Raw genomic sequence first — 23,285 nt, 5'->3', positions numbered from 1 at the left:
CCGAACTCAGAAGTGAAACGCGGTAGCGCCGATGGTAGTGTGGCATTCGCCATGCGAGAGTAGGACACTGCCAGGCATCAATTAAGCAATCACAGCGATGTGGTTGGTCGCGATACAACGTCAGGTTGTATTGGACAGAAGATTTAGATAGCGCACACAGTGCGGTCTTTACCGGTTAGTGTGCTGATATGGCTCAGTTGGTAGAGCGCATCCTTGGTAAGGATGAGGTCCCCAGTTCGACTCTGGGTATCAGCACCATTAAATATTAAAGCCTCCCAATCGGGAGGCTTTTTTTTATCCGCTTTTCTCAGTTTACCGAAATCTGCCTGGCATCGAGATAGAACCGAGCCTGTCCGGAGGCTTCTATCTGAATGGCTGCCACCAGTCGTTCATTGCGAGTGTATTCCCACTGCTTGTCGATCGACGTCAAGGGTGGCTTGTTGATACCCAGTGTCTGCAGATACTCGTGAAACAAGCCTGCGCTGCCGATCTCGGTCAATCCTGCTTTCATCCCAATCAACTCCCTTTTATTGTTGCTGTTTGTCAATAGTAACAGTCTCATATGTATTCAATATGAACGCTTTTCTATCAAATTGATCCAAGCTAAGTTGTGGATTGAAAAAGCCGTTGGTGTTTGAAAAAAGGAAGCAAAAACATGCTGATAAAGAGCCTGCGTCTGGTTGGCAGGGAGGGGATGTGGCAGATCCTCTGCCAGGATGGCCTGATCCGTGCCATCGAACCCATGAGCACCCATCTGCTCGCAGCCCACGAGCTTGATGGTGAGGAGGGGCTCGCCATCGCCCCTTTTATTGAGCCTCACATCCACCTCGATACCACCCAGACGGCCGGTGAGCCGAGCTGGAATCTTTCCGGCACCCTGTTCGAGGGGATCGAGCGCTGGGCCGAGCGCAAGGCACTGCTGACCCATGAGGATGTGAAGCAGCGGGCCATCCAGACGCTGAAGTGGCAGATTGCCAATGGCATCCAGTTCGTCCGCACCCACGTGGATGTCTCCGACCCTAATCTGGTCGCCATGAAGGCGATGCTGGAGGTGCGGGAGGAGATGAAGGAGTGGGTGGAGCTGCAGATAGTGGCCTTCCCGCAGGAGGGGATCCTCTCCTACCCCAACGGCAAGGTGCTGTTGGAGGAGGCGCTCAAGCTGGGCGCCGACGTGATAGGCGCCATCCCCCATTTCGAGTTTACTCGGGAATATGGGGTCGAAAGTCTGCACTATGTGTTCGATCTGGCCGAGAAGTATCAGGTTCTGGTGGATGTGCACTGCGACGAGATCGATGACGAACAGTCCCGCTTCATCGAGACGCTGGCGACCCTGGCCTACGAGCGCGGCATGGGTCAGCGGGTGACCGCCAGCCACACCACCGCCATGCACTCCTACAACGGTGCTTATGCATCGCGCCTGTTCCGGCTACTGAAGATGGCGGACATCAACTTCGTCGCCAACCCGCTGGTGAACATCCACCTGCAGGGGCGCTTTGACAGCTATCCCAAGCGTCGCGGCATCACCCGGGTGAAGGAGATGCTGGAGGCGAACATCAATGTCTGTTTCGGTCATGACGACGTGTTCGATCCCTGGTATCCCATGGGCACCGCTAACATGCTGCAGGTACTGCACATGGGGCTGCATGTCTGCCAGATCATGGGTTACGAGCAGATCAACGACAGCCTCAAGCTGATCAGCAGCCACAGTGCACGCACCCTGAATGTGCAGGATCGCTACGGCATCGAGGTGGGCAAACCGGCCAACCTGCTGATCCTGCCCGCCGAGAACGGCTTTGATGCGGTGCGCCGCCAGGTGCCGGTGCGTTACTCTATTCGCGGTGGCGGGGTGATTGCGCAAACCACTCTATCCCGCACCTCGATTCATCTCGCTCAGGTCGAGCCGGTCGACTTTCGCCGCTGATGCGGGTGATGTCGATTAATTGCCCTGCTGTCCCCCGGGCCTGACATTTTGCATAATGTCGGCCCGATACTATGGAGGCGTGCTCCCATGCAAACCTGGTTATATGTTGCCGCCGGCGGGGCCATTGGCGCCTGCCTGCGCTTTGGTATCGCCGAACTGATGGCGCTGCTGTTGGGACGTCATTTCCCCTATGGCACCCTGATGGTCAACGTGGTCGGCTCCTTCATCATGGGCATTGCCTTTGCGCTGATCAGCCATGGTCATGTGGTGGAGCACCCGCTGAAACCGCTGCTGATGGTGGGTATCCTCGGCGCCCTGACTACCTTCTCCTCCTTCGCGCTGGATACAGTAGTACTGGCCCAGCAGGGGGCCTATCTGAAAGCCGCCCTCAATATCGGCCTCAACCTGTTTCTCTGTCTGGCCATGGTAGTGCTGGGGATGCAGTTGGTCGCCAGCCGGGTTTAAGGTGTCCGCACGCCATTGGCTCTGGTAAACTGGCGGCCATTCTTTGCTCTATGGGTGTTTAAGGGATGTCAGAACAGACTACGACAACGCATTTTGGCTTTAAAACCGTGGCCTCGACCGAGAAGGAAACCCTGGTCGCCGGCGTCTTCCATTCGGTGGCAGCCAAGTATGATCTGATGAACGATCTGATGTCGTTCGGCATCCACCGCCTGTGGAAGCGCTTCACCATCGACTGCTCCGGCGTACGCAAGGGTCAGAAGGTGCTGGATCTGGCCGGTGGTACCGGCGATCTGACCGCCAAGTTCTCCCGCATCGTCGGCGAGACCGGCCAGGTGGTGCTGGCGGACATCAACGACTCCATGCTCAAGGTGGGCCGCGACAAGCTGCGCAATCTGGGAGTGGCCAACAACGTCTCCTACGTGCAGGCCAATGCCGAGGCACTCCCGTTCCCTGACAACCATTTCGACGTCATCACCATCGGCTTCGGCTTGCGCAACGTCACCGACAAGGACAAGGCGCTCGCCTCCATGTTCCGGGTGCTCAAGCCGGGTGGCCGCTTGCTGGTGCTGGAGTTCTCCAAGCCGGTCAGCGAAGTGATCGCCAAGCTGTACGATCTCTACTCCTTCAAACTGCTGCCGAAAATGGGCGAAATTGTCGCGAACGATAGCGAAAGCTACAAATACCTGGCGGAATCGATCCGCATGCACCCGGATCAGCAGACCCTGGCAGGCATGATGGAGAATGTCGGTTTCGAGCAGGTTGAGTTTTACAACCTGACCCAGGGCGTGGTCGCCTTGCACCGCGGTTACAAGTTTTAAGGTCGCCTATGCCGATGGATGCCATGGTCACCGCGGTGATCGAAACCAGCCTCAACCAGCTGCTGCGACTCGACAAGCAGAGTCCGGAGCGGCTGCGCAAATTGACGGGCAAGGTACTCAAGCTGGAGCTGCGCGAGCTCAAGCCACTCTGGTTTGTCTTCTCCGAGCGCCGGCTGGATGTGCTGGCCAAATTCGAAGGGGAGGCCGATGCGGTGCTGAGCCTCTCCCTGACCGCGCTCGGCCTGCTCAAGGACCCCTCCGCCCTGACCCGCTACATCCGCGAGGAGAAGCTGGATCTGAGTGGCGACCCTCAGCTGGTGCAGGCGTTCAGCGTGTTGCTGGGCGAGCTGGATATCGACTGGGAAGAGGAGCTATCCCGTTATACCGGCGATGTGCTGGCCCACACCCTGCTGCGCGGTGCCAGTCAGGCACGTCGGCTGCTGGGGCGTGAATTGTGCCGCAGCCAGCGCCAGCTGGCCGAATACCTGACCGAAGAGATCCGGCTTGCGCCGGGTCCGCTGGAAGTGGCCAGCTTCAACGACGATGTCGAGTCGCTGGCCCAGCAGATGAAAGCGGTCGAGCTGCGGCTGGCCCGCTTCGAGCAGCAGGTAGCCTGATGACCCCGAAGGAGTTCAAGCGCCTCTATCGCATCATCAGCATCCTGCTGGAGCAGGGCATCGACGAGCTGGTGCCAGCCCGTTACCAGCCCTGGCCCGGCCGGCTGGCCCGTCGCAGCCTGTTCTGGCTCAAGAACAAACGCCAGGGGCTGAACCGCGGTGCCCGCATCCGGCTCGCCTTCGAGGCGCTCGGCCCCATCTTCATCAAGTTCGGTCAGATGCTCTCGACCCGGCGCGATCTGCTGCCGCCGGACATCGCCGAGGAGCTGGCACTGCTGCAAGACAGGGTGCCCCCCTTCTGTGGCCAGGCGGCCCGCCGCCAGATTGAGGCGAGCCTGGGCTGCACCATCGAGACCCTGTTTGACGACTTCGACGAGACGCCGCTGGCGTCGGCCTCCATCGCCCAGGTGCATACCGCCCGGCTGAAGGAAAACGGCCGCGAGATCGTCATCAAGGTGATCCGTCCCGACATCGAGCCGGTCATCGAGGCCGACCTGCGGCTGATGCAGGCGCTGGCCCGTCTGGTGGCCCGTTTCGTGCCCCAGAGCGGACGTCTGCGCCCCATCGAGGTGGTGGAAGAGTATCGCAAGACCATCCTCGACGAACTCAACCTGATGCGGGAGGCGGCCAACGCCATCCAGCTGCGCCGCAACTTCACCGGTTCCGAGGCGCTCTACGTGCCCGAGGTATTCACCGAGCACTGCCGTGAGCAGGTGCTGGTGATGGAGCGGATCTACGGCATTCCGGTCTCCGACATTGCTGCGCTGGAGGCCAACGGCACCAATATGAAGCTGCTGGCCGAGCGCGGGGTGGAGGTGTTCTTCACCCAGGTGTTCCGCGACAGCTTCTTCCACGCCGACATGCACCCGGGCAACATCTTCGTCTCCTACGAACATCCGGAGAATCCGCTCTGGATCGGCATCGACTGCGGCATCGTCGGCACCCTCAACCGGGAAGACAAGCGCTACCTGGCCGAGAACTTCCTCGCCTTCTTCAACCGTGACTACCGCCGGGTGGCCGAGCTGCACGTGGAGTCCGGCTGGGTGCCGCCCGATACCAAGGTGGACGAGTTCGAGTTCGCTATCCGCACCGTGCTGGAGCCCATCTTCGAGAAGCCGCTGTCCGAGATCTCGTTCGGCCACGTGCTGCTCAACCTGTTCAACACCGCGCGCCGCTTCAACATGCAGGTGCAGCCGCAGCTGGTGCTGCTGCAGAAGACCCTGCTCTATGTGGAGGGGCTGGGTCGCCAGCTCTATCCGCAGCTCGATTTGTGGCAGACCGCCAAGCCCTATCTGGAAAACTGGATGTACCAGCAGGTGGGGCCCAAGGCGGTGTGGAATGCCATCAAGGAGAAGGCGCCATTCTGGGCCGAAAAGCTGCCGGAACTGCCGGAGCTGGTCTACGAGACCCTGCGCCAGACCCGTCATCAGCAGCGCCACTTCGACCAGATGTTTGCCGATTTTCGCCGGCACAGTCGCCGCCAGGGTCAGGCTCGCTACCTCTTAGGGGTTGGAGCCAGCCTGCTATTGGCCGGTGTATTCTTGCTGACCCAAAAACAACACATTGAGTGGGGACAAATCAGCCTCGCCGGCGCCGGGTTATGCTGGCTGCTGGGTTGGTTGCGAACCCGTTCTCATTAAATAAACTGCGCCAGCAGGCGCCTGTTCTGGAGAGAAAGTCATGGGTGGTATCAGTATTTGGCAATTGTTGATCATCGCAGTCATCGTCGTGCTGCTGTTCGGCACCAAGAAACTGCGCGGCATCGGCGGTGATCTGGGCGCCGCGGTCAAGGGCTTCAAGAAGGCACTGTCCGACGAGCCGGAGACCAAGTCCGAGCAGAAGGATGCCGAGTTTCCGCCGAAACAGCTGAACGAAGCAGCCGGTCAGCCTAGCGATGCTGCCAAGCAGAAAGATAAAGATCAGGCCTAAGCCATGTTCGATATCGGTTTCTGGGAGCTGGTTGTCATTGGTGTCGTCGCCCTGGTGGTGCTCGGCCCCGAGCGGCTGCCCGTGGCGATCCGTACCGCCAGCCACTGGATCAGACTGATCCGCAGCACCGCCAACTCGGTCAAGGCCGAGCTGGAGCAGGAGCTCAAGTTGCAGGATCTGCACAACGACCTGAAGAAGGCCGAACAGTTGCAGATGAACAACCTGAGCCCCGAGCTGCAGGAGTCTATCGAGCAGCTGAAAACGGCCGCACAATCGGTGACCCGTCCATACGAACAACAAAATACCATCCAGCCAGCGCCGGTCGCCGCCGAGGTGAAGGAGGAGCCGGCAGCCCCCGTCAGTGTGGCGACACCTGATGAGGAGCCTACCGTGATCCCCGCCGCAAGTGCCCAGCCGAGTGCCGAACAAGGGGAGGTGAAGCCATGAGTCAGGCCGAACAACCCCTGATCAGCCATCTGGTCGAGCTGAGAACGCGCCTGCTGCGCTCCATCTCGGCCATCCTGCTGGTGTTCATCGCGTTGATCTACTTCTCCAACAACATCTACGACTTCGTGGCCCAGCCGCTGCTGAGTCAGTTGCCGGAAGGGACCAGCATGATAGCGACGGATGTGGCGACCCCCTTCCTGACGCCGATCAAGCTGACCCTGGTGGTTTCCTTCTTCGTGGCGATCCCCTATCTGCTCTATCAGGCCTGGGCCTTCATCGCTCCCGGTCTGTACCAGCACGAACGGCGCCTGATCATGCCGCTGGTCGCCTCCAGTGCCGTGCTGTTCTATGCCGGCATGGCGTTCGCCTACTACGTGGTGTTCCCGCTGGTGTTCGGTTTCTTCACCAGCACCGCGCCCGCCGGGGTGACGGTGGCGACCGACATCGCCAGCTATCTGGACTTTGTACTGACCCTGTTCTTCGCGTTCGGGGTGGCGTTCGAAATTCCGGTGGCCACCATACTGCTGTGCTGGACCGGGGTGACCAGTCCCAAGAGCCTGCGGGAGAAGCGTCCCTACGTCATTGTCGGGGTGTTCGTGGTCGGCATGCTGTTGACGCCACCCGATGTCTTTTCCCAGACCCTGCTCGCGATCCCCATGTGGGGTTTGTGGGAGATAGGTCTGTTCTTCGCCCGCTTCTACGTGAAAGAAGAGAGCGAAGAGAAGCAGGAACAGACTGAAGAGGGGAGCTAAGGCTCCCTTCCTCTTTTCATGCTCCCGTTCGAGGCGTATGGTAAGGCCCCATCGAGTAGATGGTTTTCAAATACCTGATATGTCTTCCTTTTGTTCGGACCCGCTGACCCCATGATCGACATAGGTGTAAACCTGACCAGCAGCCAGTTTGCCGATGAACAGGCCGATCTGGTGGCCCGCGCCCGCGCCGCCGGGGTGGAGGCGCTGATCCTGACCGGCACCGATCTGGTCGGCAGCCGCGAAAGCGCCACCCTTGCCGCTCGTTGGCCGGGTTACTGTTTCTCCACCGCCGGGGTCCACCCCCACGATGCCAAAAGCGTCGATGAGGCGACCCTGCCCGCCCTGCGCGAGCTGGCAGCCTTGCCGCAGGTGGTGGCCATCGGCGAGTGCGGTCTCGACTACAATCGCGACTTCTCGCCCCGTCCGGTGCAGGACGCGGTATTCGACGCCCAGCTGGCGCTGGCCGCCGAGCTCGGGATGCCGGTGTTTCTCCACTGCCGCGATGCTCATGCCCGTTTCATCGAGATCCTGCGCCCCTGGCTGCCGAAACTGCCGGGGGCAGTGCTGCACTGCTTCACCGGCTCCGACGAGGAGCTGGACCAGTGTCTGGCGCTGGGGCTGCATATTGGGGTAACCGGTTGGCTGTGTGACGAGCGTCGCGGCCAGTTGCTGCGCGAGCAGGTGGCCCGCATTCCGGCCGGCCGGCTGATGATCGAGACCGATGCCCCCTATCTGGTGCCGCGGGATCTGAAGCCCAGACCAAAACGCAACGAACCCGCTTTTTTGCCGCACATCGCCCAGGTGGTGGCGGCCTGCCGTGGTGAAGCGCCCGAGGCCTTGCTGGCCCACACCCGGGCCACCTCCGCCGCGTTCTTCCAACTTCCTCTTCAGGAGTGATTCATGGCTACAACTCTTCCAGGCGCCTTTCCGGGTCGCCGCCTGCGCCGGGTGCGCAAACATGATTTCAGCCGTCGTCTGGTGCGCGAGAACGTACTGACCGCCAACGATCTCATCTATCCCGTGTTCGTGCTGGAGGGGGAGAACCGTCGTGAGGCCGTCACCTCCATGCCGGGGGTGGACAGGCTCTCCATCGATCTGCTGCTGAAAGAGGCTGCGGAGCTGGTTGCGCTGGGCGTGCCGGCCATCGCCCTGTTCCCGGTCACCCCGCTGGAGCAGAAGAGTCTGCTGGCGGAAGAGGCTTACAACCCGGACGGGCTGGCCCAGCGGGCGACGCGCGCCCTCAAGGCGAGCTTCCCGGAGCTGGGGGTCATTACCGACGTGGCGCTCGATCCGTTCACCACCCACGGGCAGGACGGCATCATCGATGACGAAGGCTATGTGCTGAACGACATCACCACCGAGATCCTGGTGAAACAGGCGCTCTCCCACGCCGCTGCCGGGGTGGATATCGTGGCGCCGTCCGACATGATGGATGGCCGCATCGGCGCCATCCGCGCGGCGCTGGAAGAGAACGGCTTCATCAACACCCAGATCATGGCCTACTCCGCCAAGTACGCCTCCTGCTACTACGGTCCGTTCCGCGACGCGGTGGGCTCTGCCGGCAACCTCGGCAAGAGCAACAAGGCCACCTACCAGATGGACCCGGCCAACAGCAACGAAGCCCTGCACGAGGTGGCACTGGATATCCAGGAAGGGGCCGACAGCGTGATGGTCAAGCCGGGCATGCCTTATCTGGACGTGATCCGCCAGGTGAAGGATCAGTTCGGCGTGCCGACCTTCGCCTATCAGGTGAGCGGCGAGTACGCCATGCACATGGCGGCCATTCAGAACGGCTGGCTGAAGGAGAAGGAGAGCATCATGGAGTCCCTGCTCTGCTTCAAGCGGGCCGGTGCCGATGGCATCCTCACCTACTTCGCCAAGCGGGCTGCCCAATGGCTGCAGGAAGATGCCAGACGCTGATGCATCCTGCCTGATGTCACCCACAATGCCGGCCCCTGGGCCGGCATTGTCGTCTCTGGCATCCGGATCGCTGTTTTAATGAGCAGATCCTGGCGAAAAGTGGACAACAGGCCGCGCTCTGGCAGGCAAAGGCTTGATTAATGAGGTTTCTGCCTACATCTTAGGTAGTCCAAGCAAGCTTCTGGACGGCAGGGGCTGTAGAGAATTTAGAGGTATCGCAGGATGAACAACCCTTTGCTGACAATGGACTCGCTGCCCCCTTTCAGCCAGATCCAGCCCGATCAGGTACAGCCTGCCGTGACGCAGGCCATCGCCGATTGCAAACAGAAGATCAGCGATGTGCTGGCCCAGCGCGACCCCCACACCTGGGACAGCCTGATCGCCCCGCTCGAAGAGGTCAACGACCGCCTGGCGCGGATCTGGTCGCCGGTCAGTCATCTCAACTCCGTACTCAACAGCGAAGCGCTGCGCGCGGCCCACGACGCCTGCCTGCCGCTGCTGTCTGAATTCCAGACCTATGTCGGCCAGCACGAGGGGCTCTATCAGGCCTATCGCGAACTGGCCGAGAGCGACGACTTCCCGCTGCTGAGCGGCGCCCAGCGCAAGGAGATCCAGAACACCCTGCGCGATTTTCGCCTGTCCGGCATCGGTCTGCCCGCCGAGGCGCAGCAGCGCTACGGCGAGATCCAGGCCCGCCTCTCCGAGCTGGCTTCCCGTTTCAGCAACAACGTGCTTGACGCAACCCAGGGCTGGAACAAGCTGGTGACCAACGAGGCCGAGCTGGCCGGTTTGCCGCAGAGTGCACAGGCCGCCGCCCGCCAGCTGGCCGAGCTGAAGGGCAAGGAGGGTTGGCTGTTCACCCTGGACATCCCCTCCTACCTGCCGGTGATGATGTATGCCGACAACCGCGCGCTGCGTGCCGAGCTGTATGAGGCCTTCACCACCCGCGCCTCGGATCAGGGCCCCAACGCCGGCAAGTGGGACAACTCCGCCATCATGACCGAGCTGCTTGCCCTGCGTCGCGAGCTGGCCCAACTGCTTGGTTTTGCCAACTACGCCGAGTTGTCGCTCGCCACCAAGATGGCGGACAAGCCCGAGCAGGTGGTGAACTTCCTCACCGATCTGGCGGCCAAGTCTCTGCCGCAGGGCAAGGCCGAGCTGGAAGAGATCCGCGCCTTCGCCGCCGAGCAACACGGTCAGCGCGAGCTGGCCGCCTGGGATCTCGCCTACTACGCCGAGAAACTCAAGCAGCACAAGTTCTCCATCTCCGACGAGCAGCTGCGCCCCTACTTCCCCGCCAGCAAGGTGGTGAAGGGGCTGTTCGAGGTGGTCAAGCGGGTGTTCGGCATGAAGGTGCGCGAGCGCCTCGGCATCGACACCTGGCACCCGGACGTGCGCTTCTACGACATCTTCGACGCCGAGGACGAGCTGCGCGGCAGCTTCTACCTCGACCTCTATGCCCGCGAGCACAAGCAGGGCGGCGCCTGGATGGACGTCTGTCTGGGTCGTCGCTACCGTCAGGATGGATCCTTGCAAAAGCCGGTGGCCTACCTGACCTGCAACTTCAACGGTCCGGTGGATGGCAAACCCGCCCTGTTCACCCACAACGAAGTGGTCACCCTGTTCCACGAGTTTGGCCACGGCATTCACCACATGCTGACCCGCATCGACGTGGCCGGCGTGGCTGGCATCAACGGTGTGGCCTGGGACGCGGTGGAGCTGCCGAGCCAGTTCCTCGAGAACTGGTGCTGGGAGTCCGAGGCGCTGGCCTTCATCTCCGGCCATCACGAGACCGGCGAGCCGCTGCCTGCCGATCTGCTGGAGAAGATGCTGACCGCCCGCAACTTCCAGGCGGCGATGCAGATGCTGCGCCAGCTGGAGTTCGCCCTGTTCGACTTCCGTCTGCACCAGGAGTTTGACCCGGCCAGCGCGGATCAGATCCCGGCGCTGCTGGATGAGGTGCGCAGCCAGGTGGCGGTGATGACGCCGCCGGCGTTCAACCGCTTCCAGCACAGCTTCTCCCACATCTTCGCCGGCGGTTATGCGGCGGGCTACTACAGCTACAAGTGGGCCGAGGTGCTCTCTGCGGATGCCTTCTCCCGCTTCGAGGAAGAAGGGATCTTCAACCCGGCCACCGGTCAGTCCTTCCTGAAGAACATCCTGGAAAAGGGTGGCTCCAAGGAGCCGATGGAGCTGTTCCGAGCCTTCCGTGGCCGCGAGCCTCAGGTGGATGCGCTGCTCCGTCACAGCGGGATTGCCGCGTGAGTTTGCGGGCCCCGGCTGGCGTGAGCTTCAAGCAGGTACAGTTTTGCCACATAGTGGGATCACTGCGTGATTTTTGAGATAAAAAGGGACCTTTTGGTCCCTTTTCTCAAGGCTTTTTAATATCTTGCGGATAGCATGTTTGCACTGTCCCCGGCTCTTCAGTAGAGTCGGGTCCTACCTTCCAAGGAGAGAAAGAACCTTGCCATGAGGCGAGCACTCGAGTCTGTCTATCAAATCATCTCAAGTCTGTCTCATTCGAGTGGTCAGGGATATTTCGATACCTTTGTGAGTGAAATCGCAGCAGCGGTCGGGGCCGACTTCGTCCTGATTTCAGGCAGGGATCAAGCGGGGCTCTCTTTCAAGGTACACGCCGCCCACCCCGCGTCTCTCGACATCACCAACTTCAGCTTTCCGGTCAGCGCCACCCTGGGGGAGATCACCCTACAGGAGGGAGAGACCTGGTTCAGCGATCGGGTACAGCAGCTGTTTCCCCATGCCGCCGTGTTGCAGGCCTGGCACATCCAGGCCTATGCCGGCATCGCCCTCAAGAGTGCCCAGGGGGAGACGGTCGGCATCTGCAGTGTGCTGTTCAAGCGGCCGCTCACCAACATGGACAAGGTGATGGGCCTGTTGCGCCTGCTGGCCCCGCTGGCCGGGCGCGAACTGGCGCTGATGCTGCAACAGCCGGCACCGCCCCAGCCCGAGTACCACGACTTTCTGCACACCATGATGTCCCACGCGCCGGTGGGGATCGGCAAGCTCGATCTGAACGGCAAGATCCTCTGGACCAACCCGGCCATCGAAAAGATGCTGGGCTACAGCCAGAGCGAGCTGCTGCACCGCACCGCCGCCGAGCTCAATCACCCGGAAGACTGGCTGCGCAGCGCCACCTGCTATGAAGAGCTCAAGCGCGGCGAGCGCACCGCCTTCACCCAGGAGAAGCGCTACCTGCATCGGGATGGTCAGGTGCTGTGGGGGCGGGTCACCGTCACCCTAGTGCGGGACGATCAGCTGCAGCCCGACTACCTGATGGTGGTGCTGGAGAACATCGATCCCCTCAAGCGCCATGCCGAACAGCTCAAGCTCTCCCACCGGGTCTACGACAACCTCTCCGAGGCGATCCTGGTGTGCGATGCGGACAGCCGCATCATCTCGGTCAACCCGGCGTTCGAGCAGATCACCGGTTACAGCGAGGAGGAGGTGTGCGGCCAGCGGCCCAGCATGCTCAAGTCCGGGCTGCACGATCAGGCCTTCTACGCCGACATGTACCACGCGCTGGAGCGGGTGGGGGTGTGGCGTGGCGAGGTGTGGAACAAGCGCAAGAACGGCAAGCTCTACCCCCAGCAGCTGATGATCAGCACCCTGCGGGAAGGGGGGCGGATCAGTCAGTACATCGCCATCTTCAGCGACCTCTCCCAGACCAAGCTGGCGGAACAGAAGATCGCCGCCCAGGCCAACTACGACAACCTCACCGGGCTGCCCAACCGCTGGCTGTTCGGCCGCTGCCTCAGCCGCTTCTGCGAGCGGGGCGAGCGCTTCGCGCTGATGGTGCTCGACCTCAACAACTTCAAGGCGGTCAACAACAGCATGGATCACCACGCCGGTGACGCCCTGCTGCGGGAGGTGTCGGATCGGCTGGTGAGTCGGGTGCGCACCGAGGACCTGGTGGCCCGCATCGGCGGCGACGAGTTCGCCTTCCTGGTGCCGGGCATCGTCAACCGTCGTCAGGCCGAGGTGTTTGCCAAGCAGGTGATCGGCGGCTTCGCCCGTCCCTTCATGCTGGCCAACCAGCACCTCTACGTGACGGCCACCATCGGCATCACCCTCTGCCCGGGCGATGGTCTGGAGAGCGACGAGCTGCTGCGCAACGCCGAGCAGGCGCTGTTTGCCGCCAAGCGGCAGGGACGGCTGCTCGGCAGCTACTGTGCCTCCATGCGCGAAGAGGTGCGCCAGCGCCACCAGATGCAGCAGGATCTGGCGGAGGCGATCAAGCTCGAGCAGCTGACCATGGCCTACCAGCCGATCTGGGACAACCGCAGCGGCCGGGTCGCCAAGCTGGAGGCGCTGGTGCGCTGGTATCACCCGCACTGGGGTCAGGTGTCGCCGGCGGACTTCATTCCGTTGGCGGAGGAGGCCGGGCTCATCCAGGGGTTGGGGGCGCTGGTGCTGTGGCAGTCGTGCCGGGATCTGGCGCGGCTGCAGCAATCCGGCTTCCCGGATCTGCAGATGTCGATCAACCGCTCCACCCTGGAGTTCCAGACCATAGATCCGGAGGCGAGCGAGTGGCTCAAGGTGATCCACCACTTCGGGCTGGACCCGGCGGACATCGTCATCGAGATCACCGAGTCCCTGCTGATGGAGACCAGCGATCAGCACAGGGTGCGGATCGATGCCCTGCGCGAGGCGGGCTGCAAGCTGGCCATCGACGACTTCGGCACCGGCTACTCGGCGCTGAACTACCTGCGCAACTTCCCGGTGGACCTGGTCAAGATCGACCGGGCCTTCGTGCGCCACATCCCGTTCAATGAACAGGACCGGCTGCTGCTGGACGGCATCATCAATATAGTGCACAACCTCGGCATGCAGGTGGTGATCGAGGGGGTGGAGACTCGCGAGCAGCTCAACTTTCTCTGCCAGAAGGGGTGCGCCTTCACGCAGGGTTATCTGCTGAGCCGGCCGCTGGCCTACGACGATCTCACCGAGTACCTGCAGCTCAACGACAAGAGCATGTTCCTGCAGACCAGCTAGCCCCTCCTTCGGCCGGTGCCCCTACAGCGACCTTCGGGGGCTGTGGTACACTCCGCCCACTGATACCGCCACACAGTCGATACCATGCAGATCCTCCTCGAAGACCCCGCCAAGGCGCCCCAGGCCGAAGCCCTGGCCAGCCAGCTCGGCCAGACCGACCTTCCCCAGTTTGCCCTGGTGTTCACCGCGGCGCGGCTGGAGCTGCGCAAGCTGGACGAGCCCAAGCTGGGTGCGGTCTACGTGGACTTCGTCGAAGGAGCGGTCGCCCATCGCCGCAAGTTCGGCGGCGGCCGTGGCCAGTCCATCGCCAAGGCGGTGGGACTCAAGGCGGGTGCCATGCCGCGGGTGGTGGATGCCACCGCCGGGCTGGGGCGCGATGCCTTCGTGCTCGCCTCCCTCGGCTGCAAGGTGACCATGATCGAGCGCAGCCCCGTGGTGGCCGCCCTGTTGCAGGACGGGCTGGCGCGGGCTGCGCTGGATCCCGAGATCGGCCCCTGGGTGCGCGAGCGGATGCAGTTGCTGCATGGCCCGGCGGTGGAGACCTTGCTGGGGCTGGCCGAGCGGCCCGACGTCATCTACCTCGACCCCATGTTCCCCCACAAGCAGAAGTCGGCGCTGGTGAAAAAAGAGATGCGGGTGTTCCAGTCGCTGGTGGGGCCGGATCTTGACGCCGATGCCCTGCTGCCGGCGGCGCTCGCCATGGCGGACAAGCGGGTGGTGGTGAAACGGCCGGACTACGCCGGCTGGCTCAACGAGCACAAGCCGAGCATGGCCATCGAAACCAAGAGCAACCGCTTCGACGTCTACGTGATGGCTGCGCTGGCGAGTTGAGTTGCGACTGGCAGGGAGTATGAGCGTCAAACGAAAAGGGCCAACCTGATCAGGTTGGCCCTCTTGCTATTCATTGGTTGCGGGGTGGGGCGAAGTGGATCCGCTTTTCTTCCCCTTGCCAGCTGAATCTCATGGTCGCCAGCTCCGCCAGGCTCAGTCGCTCGCCGCCTTGCAGCAGCAGGTACTCGACCCCTTCATGGGCCTCTATGGTGCGGATCTTGTCCGCCCACTGGCGGCCATTCCGGCCGGTGAGGGTGACCGGCAGCTGCCAGCTGGCGGCGATCTCCAGCCAGTCGTAGAGATCGCAACTGATGGGTTGGTAATCGGCCATGGGGTGTGCGGCTCAGGCTTCCAGCAGCCGGGTGGGCCAGCCCATCTTCTGCTGGCGTTCCACTTCGAAGCGCAACTCGCTGGCGCGCAGGTAGTGCTCGTCCAGCCAGCCGCTCGGCAGGGTCAGGGTCAGCGCATCTTCATCGGCTTCGAGGGTGAAGCGGGGCACTGTGCCCTGGGTGCGGCGCATGCAGAGGATCAGCGCGATGCGCAGGATACGGGCCAGCCGGATCGCCTGGCGACCGGTGACGGCACCCTGCTTCTCCAGCGGTTCCAGCTTGAATTCGTCCCGCTGGTTGAACAGCAGGGCCGACAACAGCTTCTTCTGGGCCGGGGTAAAGCCTGGCATGTCGATGTTGTCGATGATGTAGGCGGCGTGTTGCGGCGCTTTCTTGTACTCGATGCACAGACCGATCTCGTGCAGCAGGGCTGCGTAGCGCAGGATCGGGCGCCCGTAGCGTTTCGAGAGTCGCCAGGCCGGCTGCAGCTGGTTGAACGCCTCGACGGCGGTGTCGCGCACCCGCTCGGCGTGCTCCTTGTCCAGCTGGTAGCGGTTGATCAGGCTGTCGGCGGTGCGATCGCGGGCATCACAGTCGTGATTGTTGCCGAGCAGGCCGTAGATCAGCCCTTCGCGCAGGGCGCCACCGGCCAGGGTCATGCTCTCGATGTTCAGGGTTTCGAAGATGGCGATCAGGATGGCGAGACCGGAGGGGAACACTGTCAGCCGTTCGGCCGCCAGTCCTTCCAGTTGCAGCTGGTCGAGCTTGCCGCAGGCAATGGCCTGACCCATCAGCTCCTGAAGCTTGGGCAGGGTGACCCGCTCGCTCTTCCCCTGTGCCAGCATGATCTCCTGCAGCGCCTGCACCGTGCCGGAGGCGCCGACACAGGTACGCCAGCCGAGCGCACGATAATCTTCCGCCACCTTCTCCAGCACCGCCTTGGCGGCCGCGATGGCCTGCTTGAAGCGGGCCTCGGAGAGCTCGCCGTCACCGAAGTGGTTGTTGAGCCAGGTGACGCAGCCCATGTGCAGGCTGTTGAGCAGTTTCGCTTCGCTGTGTTCGCCGATCACCAGCTCGGTGCTGGCGCCGCCGATGTCGATCACCAGCCGGTTGCCTTCCCCGGCCGAGGTCCAGGAAACCCCCTCATAGATGGTCTTGGCCTCTTCCTCGCCCGAGATGATCTCGATGCTGTGGTTGAGCACCCGTTCCGCTTCGCTGAGGAACTCGTCGACGTTGGTGGCGAGGCGCAGGGTGGCGGTGCCCACTACCCGGATGTTGTCGGCCGGAATGTCCTGCAACTGTTCGGAGAACAGGCGTAGGCAGTCCCAGCCCCGCTCCATGGCGGCACGGCTGAGACGAAACTCCGGATCGAGCCCGGCGGCGAGGCGAACCTTGCGCTTGACCTTGGTGACGGTGCGCAGGGCACCGGCGACCTCGCGCACCACCAGCATGTGAAAGCTGTTGGAGCCGAGGTCGATGGCGGCATAGAGCGGCGAGTTGTGCAACTGGGCCAGTCCTTTCAGCTCTTGCGGGGCGGACGACGGCGGTTGTTGCTGTTGCCACCGCCCTGGCGATCGCGCATGTTGCGGTTCACCGGCTGACGGTTGCGGAACACCCGCTTCGGTGCGGTCACGTCATCCAGCAACGCCTCGCGGTCATACTTGCTGACCGGGATCGGGTGGTGGATGTACTCCTCGATGGCCGGCAGGTTGAAGGCATAGTCTTCACAGGCCAGGCTGATGGAGTGACCGCTCTTGCCGGCACGACCGGTACGACCGATGCGGTGTACGTAGTCTTCGGCGTCGTCGGGCAGGTCATAGTTGAAGACGTGGGTCACGTCCGGGATGTGCAGACCGCGGGCGGCCACGTCGGTGGCAACCAGGATGTCGACCGTGCCCTTGGTGAACTCTTCCAGGATCTTCATCCGCTTCTTCTGCGGCACGTCACCGGTGAGCAGGCCGACGCGGTGGCCGTCGTTCTCCAGCCAGGCATGAACGTCTTCACAGACGTGCTTGGTGTTGGCGAAGACGATGGCTTTCTCCGGCCACTCCTCTTCCATCAGAGAGAGCAGCAGCAACATCTTGTCTTCGTTGGAGGGGTAGAACAGCTCCTCCTTGATCCGCACGCCGGTCATCTGCTCCGGCTCGATCTGTACATGTTCCGGGTGGTTCATGTGTTCGTAGGCCAGCTCCTGTACCCGCAGGGAGAGGGTGGCGGAGAACAGCATGCTCAGACGCTCGGTGGCGGGCGGCATGCGGCGGAACAGGAAACGGATGTCCTTGATGAAGCCGAGATCGAACATGCGATCCGCTTCGTCCAGTACCACGACCTGGATGTTGCTCAGGTCGATGACCTTGGACTTGAAGTAGTCGATGATGCGGCCGGTGGTGCCGATCAGGATGTCGACCCCTTGCTCCAGCACGGCCAGCTGCTTGTCGTACCCTTCACCACCGTAGGCGAGGCCGAGCTTGAGGCCGGTCGAGGCGGACATGCTTTCCGCGTCATTGTAGATCTGGACCGCCAGCTCCCGGGTCGGGGCCATGATGATGGCGCGCGGCTGGTTGATGAGGCGCGGCTTGGTCAGCGGATGGGTCAACAAATAGTTGAAGGTGGCGGCCAGGAAGGCAAGGGTTTTGCCGGTCCCTGTCTGGGCCTGACCGGCGAGGTCATGACCTTCTACCAGCAGTGGCAGAGACAGTGCCTGGATGGGGGTGCAATAGTGAAATCCCTTTGATTCCAGACCAGCCAGAACTTCGGGTTCGAGGCCCATTTGGGCGAATTTGTCGGTCGTTAAATGTGTTTTGCTCATGGCGGTAGGTTATCAGGTTAGGCTTGCAATAATAAACAGGATCATTTCAAATAGGGCAACTATTGCCTTTGTTGATACGTCAATAAAGCCTTAATTACTGACTGGAGTTGGAGATGAGTGACAAGATTGTTCAGCTGAGCGATGCCAGCTTCGAGGCAGATGTAATCAAAGCCGATGGCGCCGTTCTGGTCGACTTCTGGGCCGAATGGTGTGGTCCGTGCAAGATGATTGCCCCGATCCTGAACGAAGTCGCCCAAGAGTATGCCGGTCGCGTGACCGTGGCGAAATTGAACATCGACCATAACGCCGACACTCCGCCCAAGTATGGCATTCGTGGTATTCCGACCCTCTTGCTGTTCAAGAATGGCGAAGTGGCAGCGACCAAGGTCGGTGCCCTGTCCAAGACTCAGCTGAAAGAGTTCCTGGACGGTAACCTGTAATAATCAAAGAGGAGCGCATTGCAATAATGCGCTCCTTCTGTTTTATCACCTAGACGCTCACCCCGATTGGTGCTAATTTATCGCTCGTTTGCTAACCTTTTTGCCTGACTCTTTGCTCACACATCAGCCTGGCAAATCAAATCCGATCAGCATCAATCCAGCAGACTGTCTCCTCATTTCAATCCTTGCTTACAGACTTTCACCACTATGAATCTGACTGAATTAAAGAACACTCCTGTGTCCGAGCTGGTACAGCTTGGCGAATCCATGGGGTTGGAAAATCTGGCTCGGGCGCACAAGAAAGACATTATTTTCGCGATCCTCAAGGCGCACGCCAAGGGTGGCGAGGATATCTTTGGCGACGGTGTGCTGGAAATCCTGACCGATGGTTTCGGCTTCCTGCGTAGTGCAGACGGCTCCTACCTGGCCGGCCCGGACGACATCTATGTCTCCCCGAGCCAGATCCGCCGTTTCAACCTGCGTACCGGCGATACCATCTCCGGCAAGATCCGGCCGCCGAAAGAGGGCGAACGCTACTTCGCGCTGCTCAAGGTCAACGAGGTCAACTACGACCGTCCGGAAAACTCCCGCAACAAGATCCTGTTTGAAAACCTCACCCCGCTGCACGCCAACGAGCGTCTGCGCATGGAGCGTGGCAACGGCTCTACCGAAGACATCACCGCCCGCGTACTGGATCTGGCTTCCCCGATCGGTAAAGGCCAGCGCGGCCTCATCGTCGCACCGCCCAAGGCCGGTAAGACCATGCTGCTGCAGAACATCGCCCAGAGCATCGCCTACAACCACCCTGACTGCGAACTGATCGTCCTGCTGATCGACGAGCGTCCGGAAGAAGTGACCGAGATGCAGCGCATGGTGAAGGGTGAAGTGATCGCCTCCACCTTCGACGAGCCGGCTTCCCGTCACGTCCAGGTCGCCGAGATGGTGATCGAGAAGGCCAAGCGCCTGGTCGAGCACAAGAAGGACGTGGTGATCCTGCTGGACTCCATCACCCGTCTGGCCCGTGCCTACAACACCGTCATCCCGTCATCCGGCAAGGTACTGACCGGTGGTGTGGACGCCAACGCCCTGCACCGTCCGAAGCGCTTCTTCGGTGCCGCGCGCAATGTTGAAGAGGGCGGCAGCCTGACCATCATCGCCACCGCGCTGATCGATACCGGCTCCAAGATGGATGAAGTCATCTACGAAGAGTTCAAGGGTACCGGCAACATGGAACTGCACCTCTCGCGCAAGATTGCCGAGAAGCGTGTCTACCCGGCCATCGACATCACTCGCTCCGGCACCCGCAAGGAAGAGCTGCTGACCACCGGCGACGAGCTGCAGAAGATGTGGATCCTGCGCAAGATTGTGCACCCGATGGGCGAGATCGACGGCATCGAGTTCCTGATCGACAAGTTGGCCATGACCAAGACCAACGACGAGTTCTTCGACGCCATGCGGCGCCAGCAGAAGTAACCGACTCGAAAATCATCAAACCGCGGCCCAGGTCGCGGTTTTTGTTTATCTATTTTACGGTCGCCTGAGTAGTATGAAACCTCGATGTCACAAGGATAGGGACGTCATGAAGCATGTACTCCTGATATTGCTGAGCTGGCTGCTGGTGCTGCCGGTCGGGGCTGCCGAGACGCAGCCGCCCCGGACGGCACTGGTGGCCGACGAGGGGCTGCAGGGTCACCTCGACTATCTGACCGGCCGGCTGCTGCTGGGGCAGTTTGCCGCCATCGACACCCTGCTGGACTCCCTGGCGGTGGGGCAGCGGGAGTATCTGTTGTGCCAGCTGCTGGCCACCCTCAATAGCCAGCCCAGAGCCACCAGCCCACAATTGCTGGCCTGGGTGCGCGCCCAGTCGTTCAAGGCCCCCAGCTGGTTGGTGGAAAAAGAGGTGGACGGCTTTCTGGTGCAGCAACCCGCCTACGACTTTGCCGCCGCCGCACGGCAGGTGTTGAGCCGCTGGCAGCAGCAGGCCTGGCAGGACAACTATCGCCAGCAGCTGGAAGAGGGCACGTTCGAGTTCAAGCAGATCTACAACAGCCGCAATCCCGATCTGGCCCAGCAGCAGCAGGCGCTGCTGACCGTACTCGATCGGCAGCCGCTTCCGCTCCTGCAACGGGAGGCGCACACGCTGGCCGCCATGAGCATCTTCCTGCCCGACAACCGGCTGCTGCGGCTGCTGGCCGAGCGTACCGGTGACAGCGCCCTCTATCAGAAGCTGTGGCATCAACCGGTGGATCACGACAGCGTGGCCGCGCTCGCCAGCGTGGGCCGTTTTCACCAGGGCCAGGCGGCCAGCGATCTGCTGATTGCCGCCAGTCGCAATGCCCGTCTCAAGCTGCCCGCTCTGCAGCAACTCAGTCAACTTTCGCCGCTGCCAGACACGGCCCAGCAGTTCCTGCTGGCGGAGCTGGGTAATCGCCAATACAGCGGTCAGGTGGCCAGCCTGCTGCTGCAGATGGACGAACCCAGGCTGCTGGCCCAGCTTGCTGATAGACTGACCCGGCAGGAAAAGCGCCATGCAAGTCCGGTGATGCTGCCCGATTCGGGTACACCCGCCGCCCGCCCAGGGTTATAATGCGGCATCGCCTGAACACAGGGTACCTGCATGAAATACAAGGATTTGCGTGATTTCATCGCGCAGCTGGAACAAAGCGGACAACTCAAGCGCATCAGCCGCGAGATAGACCCCTATCTGGAGATGACCGAGATCAGCGACCGCACCCTGCGGGCGGGCGGGCCTGCCCTGCTGTTTGAAAATCCAAAGGGTTACGCCATGCCGGTGCTGACCAATCTGTTCGGCACCCCGGATCGGGTCGCCATGGGCATGGGCCAGCCCAACGTGGCCGCCCTGCGCCAGGTGGGGATCTGGCTCTCCTACCTGAAGGAGCCGGAGCCGCCCCGCGGCTTCAAGGAGCTGATGGAGAAGCTGCCGATCTTCAAGCAGGTGCTCAACATGCCGACCAAACGGCTCTCCTCTGCCCCCTGTCAGCAGCGGGTGCTGGAGGGAGAGGCGGTCGATCTGGACCAGATCCCGATCCAACACTGCTGGCCCGGCGACGTGGCCCCGCTGGTGACCTGGGGTCTGACCATCACCCGCGGCCCCTACAAGAAGCGGCAGAACCTCGGCATCTATCGCCAGCAGAAGATCGGCAAGAACAAGCTGATCATGCGCTGGCTGGATCACCGCGGCGGTGCCATCGATTTTCGCGAGTGGCAGGAGGCCCACCCGGGTGAGCGCTTCCCGGTGGTGGTGGCGCTCGGTGCCGATCCGGCGACTATCCTCGGCGCGGTGACGCCGGTGCCGGATACCCTCTCCGAATACGCCTTTGCCGGTCTGCTGCGCGGCAGCCGCACCGAGGTAGTAAAAGCCATCAGCTGCGATCTGGAGGTGCCCGCCAGCGCCGAGATCGTGCTGGAAGGCTATCTGGAGCCGGGCGAGATGGCCCCTGAAGGGCCTTATGGCGATCACACCGGCTACTACAACGAGGTGGACGAGTTCCCGGTCTTTACCATCACCCACATGACGATGCGCAAGGATGCCATCTACCACAGCACCTACACCGGCCGTCCGCCCGATGAGCCGGCGGTGCTCGGGGTGGCGCTCAACGAGGTGTTCGTGCCGCTGTTGCAGAAGCAGTTCCCTGAGATCGTGGACTTCTACCTGCCGCCGGAGGGGTGCTCCTACCGGATGGCGGTGGTGACCATCAAGAAGCGCTACCCTGGCCATGCCAAGCGGGTGATGCTGGGGGTCTGGTCCTTCCTGCGTCAGTTCATGTACACCAAGTTCGTGATCGTCTGCGACGACGACATCAACGCCCGCGACTGGAAGGACGTGATCTGGGCCATCACTACCCGGATGGACCCGGCCCGCGACACCACCCTGATCGAGCACACCCCGATCGACTACCTGGACTTCGCCTCGCCGGTCTCCGGGCTCGGCTCCAAGATGGGGCTGGATGCCACCAACAAGTGGCCGGGGGAGACCAATCGCGAGTGGGGCCAGCCCATCGTCCAGGACGAGGCGGTGAAGCAGAAGATCGATGCCCTCTGGGACGAGCTGAACATTCTCGGCTGATGAGCGGCGGCAGGCCCGACGGGCCGTGCCGCCTGGCCGGGATGCAAAAGATTGATGCCATTTGAGCTGAATTGGGTATGCTCGACTGACCTGACCACTTTGCTGGTCGCCAGTCCACAGTGAATCAAGAGCGAAAGCGGGCCGAGCGAGCCCGTCACAAGGATAAGAATGCAACGTATCAAGTGCCGCGTAGAGGAACTGCGCGAATATGTCGACACCATCTGGCACGTGGCCCTGACGCCGCTGCAAGAGGTCAGCTTCAAGCCGGGCCAGTATCTGCTGGTGGTGATGAGCGATTCGGACAAGCGTCCCTTCTCCATCGCCAACTCGCCGACCCGTCCGGGCATGCTGGAGCTGCAGATCGGCGCCACCCCGGAAAACGCCTATGCCGGTCAGGTGCTGGCCCGCATGCGCGAGCAGGGGGAGATCGAGATTGAACTGGCGGCAGGCAAGGCCTTCCTGCGGGAAGAGTCACCCCGGCCGCTGATCCTGATGGCGGGTGGCACCGGTTTTTCCTATGCCCGCTCCATTCTGGAATACCTGATCGATACCGGCAGCAAGCGCCCGGTGTTCTTCTACTGGGGCGTGCGCCAGGCGCACTGGCTCTACGAGCAGGAGCAGATGCAGCAGTGGGAGCGCGACTACGCCCCGCTCACCTTCATCCCGGTGGTACAGGAGCCGGAAGCGGACTGGACCGGCAAGACCGGGCTGGTGCACAAGGCCATCATGGATGACTTCGTCAGCCTGCACGACTACGACATCTATGTCGCCGGTCGCTTCGAGATGGCGGGCGCGGCGCGGGAGGAGTTCAAGATCCTGGGCGCCGAGCCAGAGCGCATCTTCGGCGACGCCTACGAATTCATCTGAGTTCGGCATGAGGCCGGCCACATAGCGTGACCGAGGCGGC

Annotated in this window: 22 protein-coding genes and 1 tRNA gene; 19 read left to right on the top strand and 4 right to left on the bottom strand. The window is 62.0% G+C overall.

Annotated features, from left to right (window positions below; genetic code table 11):
- Window positions 1-182: 182 nt before the first annotated feature.
- Window positions 183-258, top strand: a tRNA-Thr gene (locus OKC29_RS18320).
- Window positions 259-307: 49 nt separating this feature from the next.
- On the opposite strand, the gene OKC29_RS18315 is transcribed toward OKC29_RS18320, so the two are convergent.
- Window positions 308-562: a hypothetical protein gene (locus tag OKC29_RS18315; RefSeq protein WP_073348562.1), complete on the bottom strand. Its 255-nt coding sequence runs from the start codon at window positions 560-562 to the stop codon at window positions 308-310.
- Between the two features lie 93 nt (window positions 563-655).
- Here OKC29_RS18315 and OKC29_RS18310 point away from each other — a divergent pair, with 93 nt between their 5' ends.
- The 13 genes from OKC29_RS18310 to OKC29_RS18250 all read left to right on the top strand — a co-directional run bounded on the left by OKC29_RS18310 (window position 656) and on the right by OKC29_RS18250 (window position 14,713).
- Window positions 656-1,921 (top strand): cytosine deaminase, encoded by a 1,266-nt coding sequence (locus OKC29_RS18310; protein WP_073348563.1) that lies wholly within the window; start codon window positions 656-658, stop codon window positions 1,919-1,921.
- An 87-nt stretch (window positions 1,922-2,008) separates the two neighbouring features.
- Window positions 2,009-2,386: a fluoride efflux transporter CrcB gene (gene crcB / locus OKC29_RS18305; protein WP_016348946.1), complete on the top strand. Its 378-nt coding sequence runs from the start codon at window positions 2,009-2,011 to the stop codon at window positions 2,384-2,386.
- A gap of 65 nt (window positions 2,387-2,451) precedes the next feature.
- Window positions 2,452-3,204: a bifunctional demethylmenaquinone methyltransferase/2-methoxy-6-polyprenyl-1,4-benzoquinol methylase UbiE gene (gene ubiE, locus OKC29_RS18300; RefSeq protein WP_011704116.1), complete on the top strand. Its 753-nt coding sequence runs from the start codon at window positions 2,452-2,454 to the stop codon at window positions 3,202-3,204.
- 8 nt (window positions 3,205-3,212) lie between these two features.
- Window positions 3,213-3,821 (top strand): ubiquinone biosynthesis accessory factor UbiJ, encoded by a 609-nt coding sequence (locus OKC29_RS18295; protein WP_045790960.1) that lies wholly within the window; start codon window positions 3,213-3,215, stop codon window positions 3,819-3,821.
- Window positions 3,821-5,461, top strand: coding sequence for a ubiquinone biosynthesis regulatory protein kinase UbiB (ubiB, locus tag OKC29_RS18290; protein ID WP_011704118.1), 1,641 nt, complete (start codon window positions 3,821-3,823; stop codon window positions 5,459-5,461). Before OKC29_RS18295 ends, ubiB begins: the two co-directional genes overlap by 1 nt.
- Window positions 5,462-5,501: 40 nt before the next feature.
- Window positions 5,502-5,750 (top strand): Sec-independent protein translocase subunit TatA, encoded by a 249-nt coding sequence (gene tatA / locus OKC29_RS18285; protein ID WP_011704119.1) that lies wholly within the window; start codon window positions 5,502-5,504, stop codon window positions 5,748-5,750.
- Between the two features lie 3 nt (window positions 5,751-5,753).
- A complete protein-coding gene (gene tatB / locus OKC29_RS18280) occupies window positions 5,754-6,197 on the top strand; it encodes a Sec-independent protein translocase protein TatB (RefSeq protein WP_073348565.1) in 444 nt (147 codons plus the stop codon).
- Window positions 6,194-6,949, top strand: coding sequence for a twin-arginine translocase subunit TatC (gene tatC / locus OKC29_RS18275; RefSeq protein WP_011704121.1), 756 nt, complete (start codon window positions 6,194-6,196; stop codon window positions 6,947-6,949). Before tatB ends, tatC begins: the two co-directional genes overlap by 4 nt.
- Window positions 6,950-7,060: 111 nt before the next feature.
- Window positions 7,061-7,846 carry a TatD family hydrolase gene (locus OKC29_RS18270; RefSeq protein WP_044798788.1) on the top strand — a complete coding sequence of 262 codons (786 nt, stop codon included), beginning with the start codon at window positions 7,061-7,063 and terminating at the stop codon, window positions 7,844-7,846.
- 3 nt (window positions 7,847-7,849) lie between these two features.
- Entirely contained in the window at window positions 7,850-8,869 is a 1,020-nt protein-coding gene (gene hemB, locus OKC29_RS18265) for a porphobilinogen synthase (protein WP_024945496.1), read from the top strand.
- A gap of 222 nt (window positions 8,870-9,091) precedes the next feature.
- Window positions 9,092-11,134, top strand: coding sequence for an oligopeptidase A (prlC, locus tag OKC29_RS18260; protein WP_073348566.1), 2,043 nt, complete (start codon window positions 9,092-9,094; stop codon window positions 11,132-11,134).
- 204 nt (window positions 11,135-11,338) lie between these two features.
- Window positions 11,339-13,882 carry a sensor domain-containing phosphodiesterase gene (locus tag OKC29_RS18255; protein WP_073348567.1) on the top strand — a complete coding sequence of 848 codons (2,544 nt, stop codon included), beginning with the start codon at window positions 11,339-11,341 and terminating at the stop codon, window positions 13,880-13,882.
- Between the two features lie 84 nt (window positions 13,883-13,966).
- Window positions 13,967-14,713 carry a class I SAM-dependent methyltransferase gene (locus OKC29_RS18250; RefSeq protein WP_073348568.1) on the top strand — a complete coding sequence of 249 codons (747 nt, stop codon included), beginning with the start codon at window positions 13,967-13,969 and terminating at the stop codon, window positions 14,711-14,713.
- Between the two features lie 70 nt (window positions 14,714-14,783).
- Here OKC29_RS18250 and OKC29_RS18245 read toward each other — a convergent pair whose 3' ends face one another.
- Genes OKC29_RS18245 through rhlB form a run of 3 tightly spaced genes read right to left on the bottom strand, consistent with a single transcriptional unit; the run spans window position 14,784 to window position 17,851 of the window.
- Window positions 14,784-15,044, bottom strand: coding sequence for a Rho-binding antiterminator (locus tag OKC29_RS18245; RefSeq protein WP_045790955.1), 261 nt, complete (start codon window positions 15,042-15,044; stop codon window positions 14,784-14,786).
- Between the two features lie 12 nt (window positions 15,045-15,056).
- The gene (gene gppA, locus OKC29_RS18240) at window positions 15,057-16,547 is read right to left on the bottom strand and encodes a guanosine-5'-triphosphate,3'-diphosphate diphosphatase (RefSeq protein WP_016348957.1); all 1,491 of its coding nucleotides are present in this window, start codon (window positions 16,545-16,547) and stop codon (window positions 15,057-15,059) included.
- Window positions 16,548-16,561: 14 nt separating this feature from the next.
- Window positions 16,562-17,851: an ATP-dependent RNA helicase RhlB gene (gene rhlB / locus OKC29_RS18235; protein ID WP_043165727.1), complete on the bottom strand. Its 1,290-nt coding sequence runs from the start codon at window positions 17,849-17,851 to the stop codon at window positions 16,562-16,564.
- A 113-nt stretch (window positions 17,852-17,964) separates the two neighbouring features.
- On the opposite strand from rhlB, the gene trxA reads away from it, so the two are divergent.
- The 5 genes from trxA (at window position 17,965) to fre (ending at window position 23,245) form a co-directional block, all read left to right on the top strand.
- Window positions 17,965-18,291, top strand: a complete 327-nt coding sequence (trxA, locus tag OKC29_RS18230) for a thioredoxin TrxA (RefSeq protein ID WP_005307306.1) — start codon at window positions 17,965-17,967, stop codon at window positions 18,289-18,291.
- A gap of 207 nt (window positions 18,292-18,498) precedes the next feature.
- Complete coding sequence (gene rho, locus OKC29_RS18225) at window positions 18,499-19,764, top strand: transcription termination factor Rho (protein ID WP_005307308.1); 1,266 nt, start codon at window positions 18,499-18,501, stop codon at window positions 19,762-19,764.
- Window positions 19,765-19,870: 106 nt separating this feature from the next.
- Window positions 19,871-20,878, top strand: coding sequence for a hypothetical protein (locus OKC29_RS18220; protein ID WP_123784994.1), 1,008 nt, complete (start codon window positions 19,871-19,873; stop codon window positions 20,876-20,878).
- Window positions 20,879-20,908: 30 nt separating this feature from the next.
- Window positions 20,909-22,378 carry a 4-hydroxy-3-polyprenylbenzoate decarboxylase gene (gene ubiD, locus OKC29_RS18215; RefSeq protein WP_017410827.1) on the top strand — a complete coding sequence of 490 codons (1,470 nt, stop codon included), beginning with the start codon at window positions 20,909-20,911 and terminating at the stop codon, window positions 22,376-22,378.
- Between the two features lie 168 nt (window positions 22,379-22,546).
- Window positions 22,547-23,245, top strand: coding sequence for an NAD(P)H-flavin reductase (gene fre, locus OKC29_RS18210; protein WP_016348960.1), 699 nt, complete (start codon window positions 22,547-22,549; stop codon window positions 23,243-23,245).
- Window positions 23,246-23,285 lie beyond the last annotated feature (40 nt).

Source organism: Aeromonas sp. QDB34, assembly GCF_027705405.1.
In the GTDB taxonomy this organism is placed as follows: domain Bacteria; phylum Pseudomonadota; class Gammaproteobacteria; order Enterobacterales; family Aeromonadaceae; genus Aeromonas; species Aeromonas hydrophila.
The sequence above is the reverse complement of the archived record's forward strand: the minus strand, read 5'-3'. Positions and strand labels throughout refer to the sequence as shown.

Excerpts from the sequence above, each read along its gene's own strand:
- ubiD (WP_017410827.1), top strand. The coding sequence starts at position 20,909 with ATGAAATACAAGGATTTGCGTGATTTCATCGCGCAGCTGGAACAAAGC.
- ubiB (WP_011704118.1), top strand. The coding sequence starts at position 3,821 with ATGACCCCGAAGGAGTTCAAGCGCCTCTATCGCATCATCAGCATCCTG.
- OKC29_RS18315 (WP_073348562.1), bottom strand. The coding sequence starts at position 562 with ATGAGACTGTTACTATTGACAAACAGCAACAATAAAAGGGAGTTGATT.
- prlC (WP_073348566.1), top strand. The coding sequence starts at position 9,092 with ATGAACAACCCTTTGCTGACAATGGACTCGCTGCCCCCTTTCAGCCAG.
- OKC29_RS18250 (WP_073348568.1), top strand. The coding sequence starts at position 13,967 with ATGCAGATCCTCCTCGAAGACCCCGCCAAGGCGCCCCAGGCCGAAGCC.
- tatA (WP_011704119.1), top strand. The coding sequence starts at position 5,502 with ATGGGTGGTATCAGTATTTGGCAATTGTTGATCATCGCAGTCATCGTC.
- rhlB (WP_043165727.1), bottom strand. The coding sequence starts at position 17,851 with ATGAGCAAAACACATTTAACGACCGACAAATTCGCCCAAATGGGCCTC.
- fre (WP_016348960.1), top strand. The coding sequence starts at position 22,547 with ATGCAACGTATCAAGTGCCGCGTAGAGGAACTGCGCGAATATGTCGAC.
- hemB (WP_024945496.1), top strand. The coding sequence starts at position 7,850 with ATGGCTACAACTCTTCCAGGCGCCTTTCCGGGTCGCCGCCTGCGCCGG.
- tatB (WP_073348565.1), top strand. The coding sequence starts at position 5,754 with ATGTTCGATATCGGTTTCTGGGAGCTGGTTGTCATTGGTGTCGTCGCC.
- OKC29_RS18220 (WP_123784994.1), top strand. The coding sequence starts at position 19,871 with ATGAAGCATGTACTCCTGATATTGCTGAGCTGGCTGCTGGTGCTGCCG.
- OKC29_RS18255 (WP_073348567.1), top strand. The coding sequence starts at position 11,339 with ATGAGGCGAGCACTCGAGTCTGTCTATCAAATCATCTCAAGTCTGTCT.
- OKC29_RS18295 (WP_045790960.1), top strand. The coding sequence starts at position 3,213 with ATGCCGATGGATGCCATGGTCACCGCGGTGATCGAAACCAGCCTCAAC.
- tatC (WP_011704121.1), top strand. The coding sequence starts at position 6,194 with ATGAGTCAGGCCGAACAACCCCTGATCAGCCATCTGGTCGAGCTGAGA.
- trxA (WP_005307306.1), top strand. The coding sequence starts at position 17,965 with ATGAGTGACAAGATTGTTCAGCTGAGCGATGCCAGCTTCGAGGCAGAT.
- OKC29_RS18270 (WP_044798788.1), top strand. The coding sequence starts at position 7,061 with ATGATCGACATAGGTGTAAACCTGACCAGCAGCCAGTTTGCCGATGAA.
- OKC29_RS18245 (WP_045790955.1), bottom strand. The coding sequence starts at position 15,044 with ATGGCCGATTACCAACCCATCAGTTGCGATCTCTACGACTGGCTGGAG.
- ubiE (WP_011704116.1), top strand. The coding sequence starts at position 2,452 with ATGTCAGAACAGACTACGACAACGCATTTTGGCTTTAAAACCGTGGCC.
- rho (WP_005307308.1), top strand. The coding sequence starts at position 18,499 with ATGAATCTGACTGAATTAAAGAACACTCCTGTGTCCGAGCTGGTACAG.
- OKC29_RS18310 (WP_073348563.1), top strand. The coding sequence starts at position 656 with ATGCTGATAAAGAGCCTGCGTCTGGTTGGCAGGGAGGGGATGTGGCAG.
- crcB (WP_016348946.1), top strand. The coding sequence starts at position 2,009 with ATGCAAACCTGGTTATATGTTGCCGCCGGCGGGGCCATTGGCGCCTGC.